The organism is Kribbella sp. NPDC050281, from assembly GCF_040655855.1.
GTDB lineage: Bacteria > Actinomycetota > Actinomycetes > Propionibacteriales > Kribbellaceae > Kribbella.
The window spans coordinates 85,091-103,206 of the sequence record NZ_JBFAKS010000012.1 but is presented as its reverse complement, the minus strand read 5'-3'; the positions used below and the strand labels follow the sequence as shown (position 1 = coordinate 103,206).

Sequence of the window (18,116 nt, the reverse complement as noted above, 5' to 3'; positions counted from 1 at the left end):
AAACGACCCGCCGCAAGCCTCGGATCAAGAGCCTGTCGTCAACCTGTCACCCCATGCAGTAAGGAAGCATCGTGAGTACTGAGATCAAGCGCATCACCCACCTGGTCGGCGGCAACCCCTGGACCGGCGTCGCCGAGCGGACCAGCAAGGTCTACAACCCGGCGACCGGCCAGGTCACCGGCGAGCTCGACCTGGCCTCGGCCGCCACCGTCGACGAGGTGGTGAAGGTCGCCCACGAGGCGTCCCGTGCCTGGGGCCAGACGTCGCTGACCAAGCGGACCCAGGTGCTGTTCGCGTACCGCGAGCTGGTGAATGAGCGTAAGGACCAGATCGCCGCGCTGATCACCGCCGAGCACGGCAAGGTGCTGTCCGACGCGGTCGGAGAGGTGACCCGCGGCCTGGAGGTGATCGAGTTCGCCTGCGGCATCCCGCACCTGCTCAAGGGCGGCTTCAGCGAGGGCGTCTCGACCAAGGTCGACGTGTACTCGATCCGTCAGCCGCTCGGCGTCAGCGCAGTCATCTCGCCGTTCAACTTCCCGGCGATGGTGCCGATGTGGTTCGTCCCGATCGCGGTTGCCTGCGGCAACAGTGTGGTGATCAAGCCGTCCGAGAAGGACCCGTCCGCGGCGAACGCGATGGCCGAGCTGTGGAAGGAGGCCGGCCTGCCCGATGGCGTGGTGAACGTTCTGCACGGCGACAAGGAGGCCGTCGACCGGCTGCTCGAGCACCCCGACATCAAGTCGGTGTCGTTCGTCGGTTCGACCCCGATCGCGAAGTACGTGTACGAGAACGGCACCAGGAACGGCAAGCGGGTGCAGGCGCTCGGTGGTGCGAAGAACCACATGATCGTGCTGCCCGACGCCGACCTCGACCTGGCCGCCGACGCCGCGGTGAACGCCGGCTTCGGCTCGGCCGGTGAGCGCTGTATGGCAATCTCCGCGCTGGTCGCGGTCGAGCCGATCGCCGACGAACTGATCGGCAAGATCAAGGACCGGATGGCCAAGCTGACGACCGGGGACGGCACGCGGGGGTGCGACATGGGCCCACTCGTCACCGGTCCGCACCGCGACAAGGTCGTCGGGTACGTCGCCGCCGGCGTCGAGGAGGGCGCTGAGCTCACCGTCGACGGGCGCAACGGTGATGTCGACGGCGCGGCCGAGGGCTTCTGGCTGGCCCCGACGCTGTTCGACAAGGTGACCCCGGAGATGTCGATCTACACCGACGAGATCTTCGGCCCGGTGCTGTCGGTGGTCCGCGTTGCGTCGTACGACGCTGCGCTCGACCTGGTGAACTCGAACCCGTACGGCAACGGGACGGCGATCTTCACCAACGACGGTGGTGCGGCTCGGCGGTTCCAGAACGAGGTCGAGGTCGGGATGGTCGGCGTCAACGTCCCGATCCCGGTGCCGATGGCGTACTACTCGTTCGGCGGCTGGAAGAACTCGCTGTTCGGCGACACCCACGCGCATGGGATGGACGGTGTCCACTTCTTCACCCGGACGAAGGTCGTCACGTCGCGCTGGCTCGACCCGAGCCACGGCGGGATCAACCTGGGCTTTCCGACTCACGACTGAAGGCAAGGCTGTCGCCTGGGTGTAGCGTCGAAGGCAACCCCCGGGGCATGAGGAGTACCGCGGCGTACGAAGGCCGGTCGGCCCGTCCGAAGTCAGCGAACACCAAGCCCCGGAGTGCGTCATGTCGAAGAACAAAGGCGGACGTGAAGTCCGCAAACCCAAACAGCCCAAGCAGCCGAAACCCAACCCGAGCGACGGCGCGATCATCCCGCCCACCAAGCAGGGCAGGAAGTAACCGCCGAACCCGGTAGCACGGTTTCGTACCGCGTCCTGTGCGGCTCACGATCCCTCGGCCCCGGCCACACCCGGGCCCGAGGGGCCCGCCACGGGGAGGTAGCCGGAGCGCGGTGATGGCTCGGGGTTGAGGTGGCCGGTGGGCGGTGGCGGCCCTGGGAGTGGGGATGGCCGGTGCGGCAGCGTGGCCAGTGCGGGTCGGAGCGGCTGGAGCGCGGTGTGATTCGGGGTTGAAGTGGCCGGTGGCGGTCCGGGTGGGTGGCTGGTGCGGGAGTGTGGCATGCGGGTGGGGTGGTTGTTGGGCGTTGACCTGGGGGGTGGGGTTGGGTAGCGTCTTGGGGGCGTTGTGGGGACGCGTCGAGACTCGCCGGAAGGCTGGAAGCCACCTCACCTTTCAACGGATTGAGCGCAGTTGGTGACGCTCTCTTGTAGCCCGTGCGAGTCCGGGAACGAGAGGACGCGTTGTGAGACTGCTGCCTGACAAGCCGAGCATGGAGTTCCTGCGAAAGCAGGCCAAAGACCTCCTGGTCGCGTTGCGTGAAACCACCCCTGGATCGTCGCTTGCCGATGCGCAGCGGACGCTGGCGGGCGAGTACGGGATGCACGACTGGCCCACGCTGAAAGCCGAAGTCGACCGGCGGAACGCGGACGCCCCCGTCGCACCCGACGGTCTGGCCGAGGAGCTCGCCGCCGCCTTCGGGCTCGGACGTGTCACCGACCCAGCCACGCCGGTTTCGTTCACACCGATGGGACGGTCCTGGGACCTGACGACCGACCGAGGCCGCTGGCTGGCCGGCGCGGTCTACCCGTGGATCACACCCGAACAGGCCGAGATCGGTGCCCGGCTCCGCGACGCGGCCCTGATCGCCGGCGTCGCCGCACCGGTCGCCGTGCGGAGTCCGAAGGGACAGCTGATCGAGCGGGTCCGCGACGAGGGTTGGCGCGTGCACGAGTGGCTCGAGGTCGGACCGCCGCCGGTGACGCCGGTCTCGTCAGCGGTGGCGCGGCGGATCGGTACGACGTACGCGATCCTGCACGGACTGGCGATCCCGAGCGAGGCACCGATCAGCCCGTACCTGACCTGGCGACGCGCGGAGGCCGAGTGGCACCAGCTCCTCGACCGCGCCCGCGCCGCCGGCAAGCCGTGGGCGGGGCAGCTCGAAGCCCTGCTGCCGGAGGTGTTCGAGCTGCACAAGATCGATGCCGACTTCACCGATCAGGAGCTCATCCTCTGCAACAGCAACCTGATCCCGTCGTACGTCCGGCAAGGCCGCAACGGCGAGCTCGTCGTCACCGAGTGGGACTTCACCGGATCTTTGACGCCGGAGTTCGAGGTCGCCGGCGCGCTGACCCACTGGGGCATGCGTCCGAAGACCAACCACAAGGCGATCGTGGCCTTCCGGGAGGGGTACCTGGAACGGGGTGAGTGGCCCAAGCTCGAGCTCGCCTCGTTCACCCTCGCCGTGACCGCCTGGCTCAACTGGACCTACAACGCGATCTGCGAAGCCATCGACCCGGAGAACGACGAGCGCGCCGAGTTCGCCGAACGTGAAGCGCTCGGCCTCCTCCAGTGGCCGATGACCCGGGCCAGGCTGGAGGACCTCCTCGGCGCTTAGCCGCCCGACAGTACGGCGGTCAGCGCGGCAGCGGACGGTTCCGAGGTGTGGCCGTGGAGCAGCTCGGTGCGGTGGAGCAGGCGGGGCGCCGTCAGCGGTACGGCGGCCACCTCGGAACCCGTTGCTGACAAGGGAAGTACGGCCAGGCCGTGGCCGGCCGCGATGAGGGCCAGCAGGCTGGCGACATCCGTGCCGGAGTAGGTGAGCGCCGGCCGGATGCCGTCGGTCTCGGTGGCGGCGCGGAGATCGGCGAGCGGTGCCGCGACATCGGGCGCATCGATCCATCGAGCGTCGACGAGGTCGTGGAGGCTGATCCGACGGCGGCCGGCCAATGGGTGATCTTTGGCGAGGGCAACTACCAGGTCATCGTGCGACACCGCGGTGGTGCGCAGCGATCCGACGCCGAACAGACGGAGCGGGTCGCTGGGCGCCGCCACTCCGTCGATCAGTCCTAGGTGGTACTCGCCCGCTGCCACGCCCTGTGCCACCGCTTCGCGGCCGCATACGGTCAGGACGACCGCAGTTCCCACGCGAGCTCGTCGTACCTCGGTCAGCGCGTTCGCCAGCCGGCCGTCGGCTGCGGCGAGCGGGGAGGCCGCGATGGAGAGCGTGCCGGGCGGATCGCCGATCGCGCGGTGAACGTCAGCACGAGCGGCGTCGAGGCGGAGGAGGATGGCGCCGGCGTGTTCGAGCAGGCGCTCGCCCGGGACTGTCGGGACCACGGGCCGTCGGCGGAGGAGCGGCGTACCGAGGTCGTGCTCTAGCGCGGCGATGTGCTGCGACACCGCGGATTGGGTGTAGCCGAGACGTTCCGCGGCAGCCGAGAAGGAGCTGCACTCGGCGACGGCCACGAACGTGCGCAACAGGTGTGGATCCACACGGATCAGTATCGCTTATGCCCAGTGCAGAGATCATCGTTGGCGCTGATGCTGGCGGGACGCCCAGGATGGTGACCATGAACGCCTACGCCGGACGCATCGCCCTGGTCGCCGACCGCTCGCCGCACGTCCGCTCGCATGCGCGGGTGCCCGGTCTGCTGGACCGGTTGAAGGAACGCGACAACCTGGACCTCGACGTGTACTGGGTGCCGACCGAGGAGGCTGACGAGTCGCTCAAGGGGTTCGACGGTATCTGGCTGCTGCCGGGTAGCCCGTACAAGGACGAGGCCGGCGCGGTCACGGCGGTCCAGATCGCCCGGGAGAACAGGATCCCGTTCTTCGGCACCTGTGGCGGGTTCCAGCACGCGATGCTGGAGTTCGCCCGCAACGTCTGCGGTCTGTCGGGCGTGCAGCACGGCGAGAGCAACCCGGCGGCGGACGATCTGCTCATCGTCGCGCTGGAGTGCTCACTCGACGGTCACGAGGGTCCGGTCCAGGTGACGCCGGGCACTCGCGCGGCCGACCTACTGGGCGTCGAGCGGTCGATGGAGCGGTACCACTGCTCCTACGGCCTCGACTCCGCCCGCCTCGACGTACTGCGGGACCACGGCATGGTCTTCAGCGGGTACGACGACACCGGCGATCCGCGAATCGCGGAGTTGCCCGATCACCCCTTCTACCTGGCCACTCTGTTCCAGCCGGAGCTGGCGGGCGACGGCACTCGACCGCATGCATTGATCGAGGCCTTCGCCCGCGCAGCCGCCGGGAAGAACTAGAGCGTGGTGGTCGGACGAGGCTCGAGGCCGGCCGTCCGGTAGCACTCGTCGATCAGCGTCATCGTCGCGACCGCATCGTCCGCGTCGATCGGCAGCGGTGCACCGTTGCGGATGCGAGCCGTGAACGCCTCCAGCTGATAGGCGTACGACGACTTGCGGCCGAGCTGCTCGACCCAGTGGTCCTCCTTGGTGGTGACGATCACCCGGTCGTCCAGATGCGGCAGCACGAAGCTGGGCGCGAACGCCTCACCGCGGGTGCCGACGATCCTGCAGCTGAAGTCGAGCGTCTCCGCAGCCATGCTCGTCCGCACCGATCCGGTCGCGCCGTTCGGGAACTCGAGGTCGGCGTTCAGCCACTCGTCGACGCCGGGCAGTCGCTTCCGCTCACCGGCCCGGGCGCTGACCAGTCTGGGTGCTCCACCGGCCCAGGGCGCGACCATGCGCTGGGCGTGCAGGGCGTAGCAGCCGACGTCCATGACTGCGCCGCCGGCCAGTGGCAGCGACCAGCGCGGGTCGTCCTCCGGCGGCGGTGGCATCACCATGGTCGTCTCGACATGTTGCAGGTCGCCCAGCTCACCCTTGGCGAGCAGCTCGTGCAGCCGCCGGGTCACCGGGTGGAAGACGTAGTGGAAGCCCTCCAACAGCACCACACCGCGTTCCGCGGCAGCGTCGCCCACCGCCGCTGCCTCGGTCGCGTTGCTGGCCGACGGCTTCTCCGTGAGCACATGTTTGCCCGCGGCAATCGCCTTCAGGTTCCAGGGACCGTGCAACGAGTTCGCCAGCGGGTTGTAGATCGCTTCCACCTCGGGATCGGCGATGACGTCGTCGTACGACGCGTGCACCTTCTCGACCCCGTGCTCCGCCGCGAATGCCTCGGCCCGGTCCCTGTCCCGCGCGGCGACGGCCACCAGTCGCGCCCCGCTCGAGCGCGCCGGTTCGGCGATCGCCCTCCCCGCGATCCGGGCAGCACCAAGGATCCCGATACGCAGCGGTTCCATGCTTCTCCTCATCGTCAGCGGTACGGCGGGTGCGGCACGACCGTGCCGGCGAATTCGACACCGAAGATGTCATCCTCCCGCACGCCCCCACCACCAAACATCCCTGGCCCGCCATCCGGACCCGACCCCCAGCCCTCAGCGTCAGAGTCTCTCGCTCCACCGCAGCGCCGCCCCGCCCCGGGATCTCCGCCCTTCACTTGCCGTCTACCCGGCGTTCATCCGGGTCGCTGGGGTGATTCGGTCACGGAGCGATCTGATCAAATCTGGGTGTTGGGTCGACGGATGCGGGCGCAGGCCGCAGTATTTGCGCATGAGCACCGTGCAGGTCCGGGTTGATCGGAGCAGTCGTACGCCGTTACATGTGCAATTGGCACAGCAGCTCGAGGCGGCGATCCAGGGTGGCGAGTTGCCGGTCGGTTCTCGGCTGAGCAACGAGGTGGACCTGGCGGAGGCCTATGGCTTGAGCCGGCCGACGGTGCGGCAGGCGATCGCGCGCCTGGTCGACCAGGGGCTGCTGGTGCGCAAGCGCGGCGTCGGCACGCAGGTCGTCGGCCACTCGGGCCAGGTACGGCGTTCCCTGGAGCTCACCAGCCTGTACGACGACCTGGCCGCCGCCCACCGGAAGCCGGAAACCGAAGTTCTGCGGTTCGGGATCAGCCCGGCGAACGCAGACGTGGCGACCGCACTGCAGTGCGAGCAGGGCGACCGAGTGCTCAGGATCGAGCGACTGCGGCGGGCGGACGGCGAGCCGCTGGCCTTGATGCGGAACTGGCTCCCTCCCGACATGCTCGAGACGGACCCGGTCACGCTGGCAGACCGTGGCCTCTACGAGCTCCTACGCGCCGAGGGCGTCCGACTGAAGGTGGCGCACCAGACCATCTCCGCCGTACCCGCCACCACCGAGCAGGCCAGACTCCTGTCCGAGGAGCCCGGCTGCCCGCTGCTGGCGACCACCCGCATCACGTACGACGACCACGGCCAGCCGGTCGAATACGGCTCCCACCTGTTCCGCGCCAGCCGCTACTCGTTCGAACACACCCTCGTCCACCGCTGACCCACGGCGCGTTAGCGGTTGAGGTCCCTGCCCCAGCCGGCGGGCGGGTAGGTCCACCTCGGACTGTCGGCCATGGCGATCAGCTGGGCTATCGACAGCAGCGGTTTGGCGCGCGTCGGTACAGCCTTCTTGTAGGCGGTCGCGTTGGCGCTGCCCAGTGAGATGGTCCGGCCGTCGGGGTGGCCGATGGTCACGTAGTTGATCTGGGGTTCGCTCGGGAGGCCTCTTCTCGCAGAGGTGGAGGCGATGACGAGCGTCCCGTCGGCGCGGGTGGTGCAGAACTCGGGGTGCTCCGGCGGGCAGGCGATCGGAGTCTTCTCGGTCTTGATCAGCACCTCGACGTACGACGCTCCCTTGCCGTCATCGGCCAGGACGGATGCGCCGATGAAGTCGTCGCCGAAGCTCGTCGGCTTGCTCACCCTGGTCCCCGGCGGGAGGAGTGATTCCAGCGTGAAGAGAATCCCCTTCTTCGTCACCGTGTCCTGCGTGGTGGCGCTGGTCCTGGGCGTCGTACCGCTGCTGGTCGCGGAAGGCGTCGGGGCCGGCGTTGCCGCGAACGGTGGCTGCCCTGACGGGCGGCCGCCGAGGGCTTGGGTGCCGGCCACAACGATCCCGACGGTGGCCAGTACTGCGACTGCTCCGCCGGCGCCGGCGAGGGCCGTCCGGCGCCGGCGCAGGACCTGCCCACGGCGGATGCCGCGCTCGACCAGATCGGTCGCGTTCGGTTCGAGGTTCTCGGTGGCCCGGTGCATCAGGTCGGGCAGGCTGTCGTTCAGAGGTGTCATCGAGGTTCTCCCAGGGTCAGAGGGCAGCCAGGTGGACGGCCTCGTCGCCGAGCACCGTCCGGAGACGGTCCAGGGCGCGGGACGTCCGCGTCCTGACCGCACCGGCGTTCTTGCCGAGATCGAGCGCGACCTGTTCGACGCTGCGATCTTCGAAGAACCGCAGCACGAGCACCGCACGATCGAGAGGGGCCAGCTCGGCGAGCGCCTGCTGGAGGGACAACCGCAGCTCGGGGTCGCCGGGCCGGTCCGCCCGGTCCGGCAGCGTCTCGCTCGGCTGCTCGGTCGAGCTCCGGCGCCGCCGTTGCGAGATGTAGGTGCGCGCCAGCACCGTCTGTGCGTACGCCGGCAGGTTGTCGACGTGCTCGATCCGGCGCCAGGACCGGTGCAGCTTCGCCAGCGTCTCCTGGACCAGGTCCTCGGCCAGGTGATGCTCACCGGCCAGCAGCCAGGCAGTCCGGTACAGCCTCGGAGTGCGCGCTCTGGCGAACTCCTCGAAATCCTCGGTGGCTTGCGTCAAGTCACCCTCCCGGTCGTCGTCTCATCTTCTTTGACGCTCCCTGCGCCCTGCCGCGTTACACCGCCGGCGGAAGAAGTTATCCACAGTCCGCCCGAGCGGAGTGGCAGGTGAGCCCCGGGCTTGACAGGATGGTCGCGCACGGTGATCAGACGGTCGCCGACGGGACTTCTGGGGAGACCGATGGCAGCCGACAGACTCGCCGCGCGCCGGCCGGGCCGGGACGCTGTCGAACTGATCGACGCCCAGGTCCGGGACGTTGTCCGGCGGGAGGGGATCGACCCGCTGCGGGATCCGGGGGCGGTGGACGCGATCGTTGCGACCGTCGTTCGGGAGTACGACGAGCGCAGCCTGACCGGGGTGGTTCCGCCGATCGTGGATGTGGACGCGGTCAGCCGGGAGGTGCACGACCGGGTCGCCGGCTTCGGGCCGCTGCAGCGGTTCCTGGATGACCCCGCGGTCGAAGAGATCTGGATCAATGAGCCGAGCCGGGTGTTCATCGCGCGTGAAGGCCGGCACGAGTTGACCACGACGGTGCTGACCGAGGAAGAGGTCAGCGATCTGGTCGAGCGGATGCTGAAGACGACCGGCCGCCGGATCGACGTCTCGCAGCCGTTCACCGACGCGCGACTCCCGGACGGCAGCCGCGTGCACATCGTGCTCGGCGGCATCACTCAACGCTACGCGGCGATCAACATTCGCAAATTCACGGTCCGCGCGACCCGGCTGAGCGATCTGGTCGCACTCGGATCGCTGACCCCACACGCGGCCGCGGTCCTCGACGCCGCCGTCGCAGTCGGGCTGAACATCCTCGTCTCGGGCGGCACGCAGGCCGGCAAGACCACGATGCTCAACGCCTTGGCCGGCTCGATCCCGGGCAGCGAACGCGTGATCAGCTGCGAAGAGGTCTTCGAAATCAAGCTCCCCATCCCGGACTGGGTGTCCATGCAGACGCGGCAGGCGGGGCTCGAAGGTACAGGTGAGGTGCGGCTGCGCGATCTCGTGAAGGAGTCGCTGCGGATGCGCCCGTCCCGGCTGATCGTCGGCGAGGTCCGCGGCGAGGAGTGCCTGGATCTCCTGCTGGCATTGAACTCCGGCCTCCCCGGCATGTGCACGATCCACGCGAACTCGGCGCGCGAAGCCCTGACCAAGATGTGCACGTTGCCGTTGCTGGCCGGCGAGAACATCGGGAGCCGCTTCGTGCTCCCGACCGTGGCCGGCTGCGTGGATCTCGTCATCCATCTCGGGATCGGGGCGGACGGGCAGCGGCGGGTGCGGGAGATCGTGGCGGTCAGTGGGCGGATCGAGGAGCAGGCGATCGAGACCGAGACGGTGTTCGGCACGGTCGACGGACAGTTGCGGCGGGCCGAAGGGCATCTGCCGCATCCAGAGCGCTTCCAGCATGCGGGGTACTCCTTGTCCGGGCTGCTGACCGAGCTGCCGCGAGGTGTGGGCTGATGGGACTGCTGCTCGGACTGTTCTTCGGGATCGGCCTCCTGCTGATCATCTGGACGTTCGCGGTGCCGGCGGAGACGCGGCCGGCGAACGACGCGCGACTGATCGCTCGAAGCCGCGACCTTCTGGCCGGCGCGGGGATCGAAGGTGTGACACCGGGTGCGTTCATCGGCGCGTGCCTGATCACCGGCGTCGCCGGGTTCGTGGTGATGTTCGTGGTGTCGGGCGCGTGGCCGGTCGGTGTGGTGTTCGGCCTGATGGCCGGCGGTCTGCCGGTCACGCTGGTACGGAGCCGCGCGCGGAAGCGGCTCGCCGAGTTTCGCGAGCTGTGGCCTGATGTCGTCGACAACATTGCCTCCGCGGTCCGGGCGGGACTGTCGCTGTCCGAGGCGCTGGCACAGGTCGGTGAGCGTGGACCGCTGCCGCTACGTGAACCGTTCCGCCGGTTCGGCGCGGACTATGCGTCGACGGGTCGTTTCGCGGATTCCCTGGATCGGTTGAAGGCGCGGCTCGCTGATCCCGTCGGCGACCGCGTGGTCGAGGCGTTGCGAATCGCGCGCGAGGTCGGTGGTGGGGATCTCGGCCGGTTGCTGCGTTCGCTGTCGACGTTCCTCCGCGACGACGCCCGGACCAGATCTGAGCTCGAGTCCCGGCAGTCGTGGTCGGTCAACGGTGCCCGGGTCGCGGTCGCTGCGCCGTGGCTCGTGCTCGCGTTGCTGTCGTTCCAGGGCGACGTGATCCAGCGCTACAACTCTCCGGTCGGCGCACTGATCATCGGTGTGGGTGCAGCGGTCTGCGTGATCGCGTACCGACTGATGCTGCGGATCGGCCGGTTGCCCGAGCCCGGGCGGGTGCTGCGATGAGCCCGATGGTGCTCGGTGGCCTGGTGGGTGTGCTCTTCGGACTCAGCCTTCTCCTGGTCGTCCGGCGTTTGCCGTTCCTCCGGAAGCCGTCGGTCGACGACCGGATCGCGCCGTACCTGCGTGATCTTGGTGGACCTGAGGTGTTCCTCGGTGTGGTGGACTCCAGTTCGCCGTTCTACGCGATCGTCCGGTTGTTCGGGCCGTCGCTGCGAGCTGGGGCCGGTCGGTTGGAGCGGCTGCTTGGTGGCGCCGCATCGATCCGCCGCCGGTTGTCGCGGGCCGGGATCGAGCGGTCTGTCGAGGAGTTCCGGATCGAGCAGGTGCTGTGGGGTACGGCGGCGTTCGGGGCAGGGCTCGTCGTCTCGATCGTCGCAGTGTCGCTCGGTGTCGGGAATCCGGTCGGGATGCTGGTGTTCTGCGGTCTGCTCGGCGTCCTCGGAGTACTTGCCCGAGACACCTATCTGAGCACACAGGTACGACGCCGGGAGCGGCGGCTGCTCGCGGAGCTGCCGACTGTGGCCGAGCTGCTGGCGTTGTCGGTGGCGGCCGGTGAGGGTCCGGCAGCGGCGCTCGATCGGGTCGCCCGGTCCTGCCGCGGCGAGCTCGCCGACGAACTCCAGCGGGTCCTGGGTGAGACCCGCGCCGGTGAGACGCTCGTCCGCGCACTCGACGGCCTCGCCGACCGCACCGGTCTGCTCGCGTTGTCGCGGTTCGCCGATGGTCTCGCGGTCGCACTCGAACGCGGTACGCCGCTGGCCGACGTACTGCGCGCGCAGGCGGGGGACATCCGTGAGGCCGGGCGGCGCGAGCTGATCGAGTCCGGTGCTCGCCGTGAGGTCGCGATGATGGTCCCGGTCGTGTTCCTCGTCCTGCCGGTCACCATCGCGTTCGCCTTCTACCCGGGCGCTGTCGGAATCCGGCTGATCGCCGGATGAACTGAGGAGAGGTCATGTCCCTACTGCTGACGAGACTGTTCGTGGCGCTGCTGGCGCCACGGCCCGCACGAAAGGAGCGCGGCGACGTCCCCGGCTGGGTGCTGATCACCGTGATGACCGCCGGGCTGGTCGTCGTGATCTGGGGCCTGGCGGGCAAACAACTCGCGCAGATGCTGCAGGACGCACTGGACTCCGTCTCCAACAAGTGATGGTTCCCGTCCGCCCGCATCCGCCGCGGCCGCGTGATGAGCGTGGCTCGGCGGTGGTCGACTTCGTGCTGGTGTCGATGCTCGTGGTGCCTTTGTTCCTTGGCATCCTGCAGGTCGGGCTCTACCTGTATGTCCGCAACACCTTGACCGCCGCGGCGTCCGAGGGCGCGGCCTACGCGGCCGTGCTGAATCGGCAGCCGGCCGACGGAGAGGGGCGGACGCGCGATCTGATCGACGGTGTGGTGAAGGACCGGTTGATCGATGCGGTCCAGTCCGAGGAGACCGACCTCGACGGCCGGCCGGGAGTGCAGGTCGTCGTGAAGGCGCACATGCCACCGCTGGGCTTGTGGGGTCCCGGCGTCGCGTTCAGCGTCGAAGGTCATGCCGTCAAGGAGACCGGCGAATGAACCGGGCGCGGGACGAGCGCGGTAGCGCGGTGGTCGAGTTCTCCTGGCTGGCGCTGTTGCTGATGGTCCCGTTGATCTACGTGATGCTGGCCGTGTTCGACGTCCAGCGGGCGTCGTACGGCGCGACCGCGGCGACCCGGGCGGCGGGGCGGGCGTTCGTGATCGTGCCGGCCGGGTTGTCGGAGGACGAGGCGCGAAGCCGGGCGTTCGAGGCGGCGCGGCTGGCGATGAAGGACCAAGGCGTCCAGCTCACCTCCGACCAGCTCACGATCAGCTGCGATCCTGCCTGCCTGGAGCCGGGGTCGACGGTCACCGTCACGCTGGCCACCGACGTACCGCTGCCGTTCATCCCGGACGCACTCGGCGGGGAACCGCCGGCGATCCACCTCAGTGCGTCGCACACCGAGCCGTACGGCGACTATCGCGAGGCCAAGGGCAACGGATGAACGGATGCCGACGGCAACAGGGTGAGCAGGGTCAGATGACCGTCCTCATCATCGGGTTCACGGCGATCATCTTGCTCATGATCGTCGTCGTGACCGACATCTCCAAGGTGTTCCTGGTACGCCGTGATCTCGATGCGACTGCGGACGGCGCCGTACTGGCCGCGGCGAACGGGCTGGCAGCGATCTACGCGCAACCCGCGGCGGACGGGAACGCCGAGTTCGACCAGGAGCAGGCCCGTCGGCTGACGGCCGAGTACCTGGACCAGGTTGCCGCGAGCAACCGATTCGCCGGCCTCGACTGGTCGGCCGACGTCGCCGGTACGACGGTGACGGTGCGGCTGACGTCCTCGGTGGACCTGCCGTTCGAGCCGCCCGGCTGGCAGGGAGACGCGGACATCGCCTCCGAGGCGGCCGCGATCGTCCCGATCCGGTGAATCCGCGTTCCGCCGCCGGCAGAACGGGCACCATGGGGTGATGAAGATCGAGCTGAACGGACGGCGGGCGCTGGTGTCGGGATCGAGCCAGGGGATCGGACTGGCCATCGCCACCGAACTGGCCCGGGCGGGTGCGGCAGTGGTGGTGAACGGACGCGGTGAGGAGAAGACCAGCGCGGCCGCGGATCAGGTCCGCAAGGAGGTGCCGGACGCGGACGTGACGGCGATCGCGGCCGATCTCGCCTCGGCGGGAGGCGCCGGCGTACTGCGGGATCGGGTCGGCGAACTGGACATCCTGGTCAACAACCTGGGCATCTTCGGTGCCAAGCCGGTGCTGGAGATCGACGACGACGAGTGGCGCCGCTACTTCGAGGTGAACGTGCTGTCCGCGGTGAGGCTGATTCGGATGTATCTGCCGGGCATGATGGAGCGCGGCTTCGGCCGAGTGATGAACATCGCGAGTGACTCGGCCGTGGTGACGCCGCTCGAGATGGTGCACTACGGGATGACGAAGACGGCTCTCCTCGCGGTGACGCGTGGCTATGCGAAGGCCGCCGCGGGGACCGGCGTGACGGTGAACTCGGTGATGGCGGGCCCGACCCACACGCCGGGCGTCGAGGACTTCGTGCACGAGTTGGTCGGTGACGACCTGCCGTGGGACGAGGCGCAGCGCCAGTTCATGAAGGAGCATCGGCCGTACTCCCTGATCCAGCGCCTGATCGAGCCGCCGGAGATCGGCAACCTGGTCGTGTACCTCAGCTCCGGCCTCGCCTCCGCCACTACCGGCGGCGCGGTGCGCGTCGACGGCGGCTACATCGACTCGATCCTGCCGTAGACCTTCAGCTGCACAGATCCAAAGATGTAGTGACTACAAGATTGGATGGAGTAAAGCAAGTGCCTTACGCTCTGTCGAATGGAGACCGGGCGGCGGGAGCGGAAGAAGCAGCAGACGCGGCAGGCCATCTCGGATGTCGCGACCACGCTGTTCCTCGAGCGCGGCTTCGACGCGGTGACGGTGGCCGAGGTCGCGCGCGCGGCGGACGTCGCCGTACAGACGGTGTTCAATCACTTCCCGGCCAAGGAGGATCTGTTCGTCGACGAGCAGGGCTGGTGGACCGGGCCCGCGCGGTCGATCCGGGAGGCGCCCGCCGGGGCGGATCCGGTGACTGTGCTGGAGGTGGCGTACCTCGCAGAGACCCGGGAGCGGCTCGAGGTGGGGCATCTGGCGACGTGGAAGCAGTTCGTCCGGACGATCGAGAGCAGCCCGGCCCTGCTGGCCCGTCGCCGGCTGAACGCTGCCGAGATGGAGACCTCGCTCACCGAGGCCCTCGACGAGCGGAATCCTGGGCACCTCAGAAACCGTTTGATCGCCGCGCAGTTCGCCGCCGCGCAGAAGGTCCTGGAAGAACAGCTGATGCGGCTCCTGCCCGACGAAGCGTCCGCGGATCAGCTGCGGGAAGCCCAAGCAAAGCAGGAAAGAGCAGTCGCCGAAGTCTTCGGAGTACTCCGGCATGGCCTTGCCTTACCGGCAATCACCGCCTAGCAGGTAGGCTGCTTGGTTGTGGCTGGACTGGATTTTGACGCGGAGCTCAAGCAGCTCGACGCGACGCTGACCTCGATCGAGAAGGTGCTCGATCTCGATGCGCTGCGCCGGGAGATCGCCGACCTTGGTGAGCAGGTCGCCGCGCCGGACCTGTGGGACGACCAGGCGAACGCGCAGAAGGTGACCTCGCGGCTGTCCAGCCTGCAAGCCGACGTGGAGCGGGTGACCGGGCTGCGGAGCCGCCTCGACGACCTCGGCGTGATGATCGAGCTCGGCCGGGAGGAGAACGACGCCGACAGCATCGCCGAGTCGGAGAAGGAGATCGGCTCGCTGAGCAAGGCGATCCAGTCCCTCGAGGTCCGCACGCTGCTGTCCGGTGAGTACGACGAGCGCGAGGCGCTGGTGACGATCCGGTCCGGCGCGGGCGGTGTGGACGCGGCCGACTTCGCCGAGATGCTGCAGCGGATGTACCTGCGCTGGGCCGAGCGGCACGGGTACGCCACCGAGGTCTACGACACGTCGTACGCCGAAGAGGCTGGGCTCAAGTCGACGACGTTCGGGGTCAAGGCGCCGTACGCGTACGGCACGCTGAGTGTGGAGTCGGGCACGCACCGGCTGGTGCGGATCTCGCCGTTCGACAACCAGGGCCGTCGGCAGACCTCGTTCGCCGCGGTCGAGGTGGTTCCGGTGCTGGAGCAGACCGACGAGATCGACGTTCCCGAAGAGGAACTGCGGATCGACGTGTACCGCTCGTCCGGCCCGGGTGGCCAGAGCGTCAACACGACCGACTCGGCGGTCCGGATCACGCACATCCCGACCGGCACCGTGGTCTCCTGCCAGAACGAGAAGTCGCAGCTGCAGAACAAGGCCAGCGCGATGGTGATCCTGAAGGCCAAGCTGCTGGCGTTGAAGAAGGCCGAGGAGCGGGCCCAGATCGACGCGCTGCGCGGTGACGTGCAGGGCTCGTGGGGTGACCAGATGCGGTCGTACGTGCTGCACCCGTACCAGATGGTGAAGGACCTGCGCACGCAGTACGAGTCCGGCAACACCTCCGGTGTCTTCGACGGTGAGATCGACGACTTCATCGAGGCCGGCATCCGCTGGCGCCGCACCGGCCAGACGGTTGCCGAACAAAACTGACCTTCGCGCAGACTGCAGCAGTTGCTTCGGCCTCTGCTGCGTTGCGCTGACGTTCAGCAAGTCAGCGGACTTCGCGATCGACAAGCCCGCAGGTGAGGCTTGTCCCAATCTGAGTGACGACTTCCGCTGCACGATCCACAGCACGCTGCGGGCGAGCGGCTTCCAGGGCTGCACGGTCTACGACTGCTTCGGCGCTGGCCAGGAGATCTCCCGCCGGTCCGGCAAGAGCTGGCGCGAACAGCCAGGCCGGCAGATGTTCGCCGCCCTGCCCATCCTTCGTCAGCTGCACGAGCTGCTCTGGTATCTCACGGAAGCCCTTGAATACAAGGCGTTCGAGGCCGAGATCCTGGCGGCGATCGAGCGCGTCGAGAGCGTCGCCAGTACTGCGGACCTGACGACGGTCGACGTGATCGCGGAACGGGCCGTGGTCAACGAGTTGCTCCTGAAGACCAGTCGGCTCCTGCGCGGCAAGCAGAGCAAGAAGAAAGAGCGTCGCGGCGCCGACCTGATGGGTAAGGGCCTCCGCGGAGCGGACCTCGCGAAGGCCAACCTGCGCGGTGCCTACCTGATCGGCGCCGACCTGCGCGACGCCGATCTCCGGCAAGCCGACCTCATCGGAGCAGATCTCCGCGACGCCGACCTGCGCGGCGCTGACCTGACCGGGGCGATGTTCCTCACCCAGGCTCAGGTCAACGCCGCGCGCGGCGACAGTGCCACCAGGCTTCCGTCCGCGGTTACACGCCCGTCCCACTGGGGCGTGAACCCAGCCGGTGCGTGACCGGCGTCATCAGCAGTGAGATGACGGTGATGCTCAGAGCCACCGCGGCGAGTGCCCCGCCTTGTCCCCACGACGTGCCTGCCAGCGCCAGGTACGCCGTACCGACGATGGCTGCGCCGAAGGCGAGGGTCGTCTGCTGGCTGGTGAGCAGGATGCCGCTACCCAGTCCCGCCTGTGCCGGCGGGACCTGACCGACGACCACGCCGATGAGCGGCACCATGACCAGTCCGCTGCCGAAGCCGGCGATCAGCATCGGTACGGCGAGCGTCCAGGGCGTCACGTCCGGCCAGGCCATCAGCGTGATGACGGCCAGTACGGCGTACCCGACGGCCTGGATGATCCAGCCGCGGAGGATGAGGCCGGCGCCGTACCGCTGCTGCAGCCGCGGACCGTAGACCGAGGTGATCAGGAACCCGACTGCCATCGGCAACAAGCTCAGACCGCCTTCCAGCGGGGACATGTGGGCCTCGCCCTGCGTGGCGAGCGCGAAGACGAACATGAAGCCGCCGAACGTGGTGAAGAACGCGCTCGCGAGCAGCAGGCCGAGCCGCATCGCGCGCAGCCGCAGAACTGTCGGCGGGATGAGTGGAGCACGACCTGACTGCTCGGACCTGTGCTGGTGTACGCCGAGCAGTGCCACAGCCGGAATGACCGCGGCCAAGGAGAGCCACGTCCAGAGCGGCCAGCCGAGTGGGCGTCCTTCGGTGAGCGGCAGAAGCAGCAGTACGAGGGCCAGTGCGAGCAGAGCGGCGCCGACGAGGTCGACCCGATGTGCCTTTTCGGCCTTGGTCTCCGGGAGCAGCCGGATCGCAGCGGCCAGCGCCAGCACGCCGACCGGGACGTTGACGAGGAACACGGCCCGCCAGCCCAGCCCGAAGACATCAGCCTCAACCAGCACGCCTCCGAGGATCTGGCCGAGCGCAGCCGCGGCACCGCCGGCCACACCGAACATGGCCATCGCGCGGGCGCGGTGCTCGCCGGTGAGCAGGCTGGTGATCGACGCCAGGACCTGCGGTGTCATGGCAGCGGCCGCGGCGCCCTGGACGACACGAGCCGCGAGGAGTACGCCGATGGTCGGGGCGATCGCGCAGATCAGCGACAGCAGGGTGAATCCGGTCAGGCCGATCAGGAACAGGCGCTTGCGGCCGAAGCCGTCGCCGAGGCGGCCGCCGACCACCAGCAAGGTGGCGTTGGCGATGCCGTAGCTGCCGACGACGAGTTGGAGCTCGCCGGAGGTCGCGTGCAGGTCCGAGCCGATCGCCGGCAGCGCGACGTTGATGATGAAGAAGGAGAGCATCGGCAGGAAGGCGCCGAAGAGGAGAGTGGTCAGTGCCACCGGGCCCAGCGGCGACGCGACGGCACGCGGCCGCGCGGAAACACCGGAGGCGGTGGCCTGGAGCTGGTCTGTCATACCTCTAGCCTGCGCGCGCTCGGAGCCTGGTGGTGAGAGCCTGGTTATCCTGGTATTGACACCACC

The 18,116-nt window shown here is 68.7% G+C and carries 20 protein-coding genes; 15 read left to right on the top strand and 5 right to left on the bottom strand.

The features are described 5' to 3' along the window. The first annotated feature begins 71 nt into the window (after nt 1-71). Together AB0I34_RS15425 and AB0I34_RS15420 are read left to right on the top strand one after the other, a co-directional pair. Nucleotides 72-1,574: a CoA-acylating methylmalonate-semialdehyde dehydrogenase gene (locus AB0I34_RS15425; protein ID WP_360445353.1), complete on the top strand. Its 1,503-nt coding sequence runs from the start codon at nt 72-74 to the stop codon at nt 1,572-1,574. A gap of 698 nt (nt 1,575-2,272) precedes the next feature. Further along, nucleotides 2,273-3,424 carry a hypothetical protein gene (locus AB0I34_RS15420; protein ID WP_360445351.1) on the top strand — a complete coding sequence of 384 codons (1,152 nt, stop codon included), beginning with the start codon at nt 2,273-2,275 and terminating at the stop codon, nt 3,422-3,424. On the opposite strand, the gene AB0I34_RS15415 is transcribed toward AB0I34_RS15420, so the two are convergent. Next, nucleotides 3,421-4,302, bottom strand: coding sequence for a LysR family transcriptional regulator (locus AB0I34_RS15415; RefSeq protein ID WP_360445349.1), 882 nt, complete (start codon nt 4,300-4,302; stop codon nt 3,421-3,423). The two genes, AB0I34_RS15420 and AB0I34_RS15415, sit on opposite strands and share 4 nt — an antisense overlap. Before the next feature lie 77 nt (nt 4,303-4,379). Between AB0I34_RS15415 and AB0I34_RS15410 the strand changes: the two genes are divergently transcribed. Continuing rightward, nucleotides 4,380-5,078, top strand: coding sequence for a hypothetical protein (locus AB0I34_RS15410; RefSeq protein ID WP_360445347.1), 699 nt, complete (start codon nt 4,380-4,382; stop codon nt 5,076-5,078). Here the strand turns inward: AB0I34_RS15410 and AB0I34_RS15405 are convergent. Continuing rightward, nucleotides 5,075-6,076, bottom strand: coding sequence for a Gfo/Idh/MocA family oxidoreductase (locus AB0I34_RS15405; RefSeq protein WP_360445345.1), 1,002 nt, complete (start codon nt 6,074-6,076; stop codon nt 5,075-5,077). The two genes, AB0I34_RS15410 and AB0I34_RS15405, sit on opposite strands and share 4 nt — an antisense overlap. Nucleotides 6,077-6,386: 310 nt before the next feature. Between AB0I34_RS15405 and AB0I34_RS15400 the strand changes: the two genes are divergently transcribed. After that, a complete protein-coding gene (locus AB0I34_RS15400; protein ID WP_360445343.1) occupies nt 6,387-7,130 on the top strand; it encodes a GntR family transcriptional regulator in 744 nt (247 codons plus the stop codon). An 11-nt stretch (nt 7,131-7,141) separates the two neighbouring features. On the opposite strand, the gene AB0I34_RS15395 is transcribed toward AB0I34_RS15400, so the two are convergent. Next, the gene (locus AB0I34_RS15395; RefSeq protein WP_360445341.1) at nt 7,142-7,915 is read right to left on the bottom strand and encodes a hypothetical protein; all 774 of its coding nucleotides are present in this window, start codon (nt 7,913-7,915) and stop codon (nt 7,142-7,144) included. A gap of 16 nt (nt 7,916-7,931) precedes the next feature. Then, nucleotides 7,932-8,432 carry a SigE family RNA polymerase sigma factor gene (locus tag AB0I34_RS15390; RefSeq protein ID WP_360445339.1) on the bottom strand — a complete coding sequence of 167 codons (501 nt, stop codon included), beginning with the start codon at nt 8,430-8,432 and terminating at the stop codon, nt 7,932-7,934. Nucleotides 8,433-8,612: 180 nt separating this feature from the next. Between AB0I34_RS15390 and AB0I34_RS15385 the strand changes: the two genes are divergently transcribed. The 11 genes from AB0I34_RS15385 (at nt 8,613) to AB0I34_RS15335 (ending at nt 16,639) form a co-directional block, all read left to right on the top strand. After that, nucleotides 8,613-9,887 carry an ATPase, T2SS/T4P/T4SS family gene (locus tag AB0I34_RS15385; RefSeq protein WP_360445337.1) on the top strand — a complete coding sequence of 425 codons (1,275 nt, stop codon included), beginning with the start codon at nt 8,613-8,615 and terminating at the stop codon, nt 9,885-9,887. After that, nucleotides 9,887-10,747, top strand: a complete 861-nt coding sequence (locus AB0I34_RS15380) for a type II secretion system F family protein (RefSeq protein WP_360445335.1) — start codon at nt 9,887-9,889, stop codon at nt 10,745-10,747. Before AB0I34_RS15385 ends, AB0I34_RS15380 begins: the two co-directional genes overlap by 1 nt. After that, nucleotides 10,744-11,682 carry a type II secretion system F family protein gene (locus AB0I34_RS15375; protein ID WP_360445333.1) on the top strand — a complete coding sequence of 313 codons (939 nt, stop codon included), beginning with the start codon at nt 10,744-10,746 and terminating at the stop codon, nt 11,680-11,682. The genes AB0I34_RS15380 and AB0I34_RS15375 overlap by 4 nt, the downstream gene beginning before the upstream one ends. Before the next feature lie 14 nt (nt 11,683-11,696). Then, on the top strand, nt 11,697-11,891 hold the full coding sequence (locus AB0I34_RS15370) for a hypothetical protein (RefSeq protein WP_131519427.1): 195 nt from the start codon (nt 11,697-11,699) through the stop codon (nt 11,889-11,891). Next, nucleotides 11,891-12,298 carry a TadE family protein gene (locus AB0I34_RS15365; protein ID WP_360445331.1) on the top strand — a complete coding sequence of 136 codons (408 nt, stop codon included), beginning with the start codon at nt 11,891-11,893 and terminating at the stop codon, nt 12,296-12,298. Before AB0I34_RS15370 ends, AB0I34_RS15365 begins: the two co-directional genes overlap by 1 nt. Continuing rightward, the gene (locus AB0I34_RS15360) at nt 12,295-12,744 is read left to right on the top strand and encodes a hypothetical protein (protein ID WP_360445329.1); all 450 of its coding nucleotides are present in this window, start codon (nt 12,295-12,297) and stop codon (nt 12,742-12,744) included. Before AB0I34_RS15365 ends, AB0I34_RS15360 begins: the two co-directional genes overlap by 4 nt. Nucleotides 12,745-12,779: 35 nt before the next feature. Then, the gene (locus tag AB0I34_RS15355) at nt 12,780-13,178 is read left to right on the top strand and encodes a pilus assembly protein TadG-related protein (RefSeq protein WP_360445327.1); all 399 of its coding nucleotides are present in this window, start codon (nt 12,780-12,782) and stop codon (nt 13,176-13,178) included. A 40-nt stretch (nt 13,179-13,218) separates the two neighbouring features. Next, on the top strand, nt 13,219-14,013 hold the full coding sequence (locus AB0I34_RS15350; protein WP_360445325.1) for an SDR family oxidoreductase: 795 nt from the start codon (nt 13,219-13,221) through the stop codon (nt 14,011-14,013). A 78-nt stretch (nt 14,014-14,091) separates the two neighbouring features. Next, nucleotides 14,092-14,721 carry a helix-turn-helix domain-containing protein gene (locus AB0I34_RS15345; protein ID WP_360445323.1) on the top strand — a complete coding sequence of 210 codons (630 nt, stop codon included), beginning with the start codon at nt 14,092-14,094 and terminating at the stop codon, nt 14,719-14,721. A gap of 18 nt (nt 14,722-14,739) precedes the next feature. Beyond that, nucleotides 14,740-15,861: a peptide chain release factor 2 gene (prfB, locus tag AB0I34_RS15340; protein ID WP_360445322.1), complete on the top strand. Its 1,122-nt coding sequence runs from the start codon at nt 14,740-14,742 to the stop codon at nt 15,859-15,861. Then, entirely contained in the window at nt 15,845-16,639 is a 795-nt protein-coding gene (locus tag AB0I34_RS15335; protein WP_360445320.1) for a pentapeptide repeat-containing protein, read from the top strand. The genes prfB and AB0I34_RS15335 overlap by 17 nt, the downstream gene beginning before the upstream one ends. On the opposite strand, the gene AB0I34_RS15330 is transcribed toward AB0I34_RS15335, so the two are convergent. Further along, nucleotides 16,596-18,050: an MFS transporter gene (locus tag AB0I34_RS15330; protein ID WP_360445318.1), complete on the bottom strand. Its 1,455-nt coding sequence runs from the start codon at nt 18,048-18,050 to the stop codon at nt 16,596-16,598. The two genes, AB0I34_RS15335 and AB0I34_RS15330, sit on opposite strands and share 44 nt — an antisense overlap. Nucleotides 18,051-18,116 lie beyond the last annotated feature (66 nt).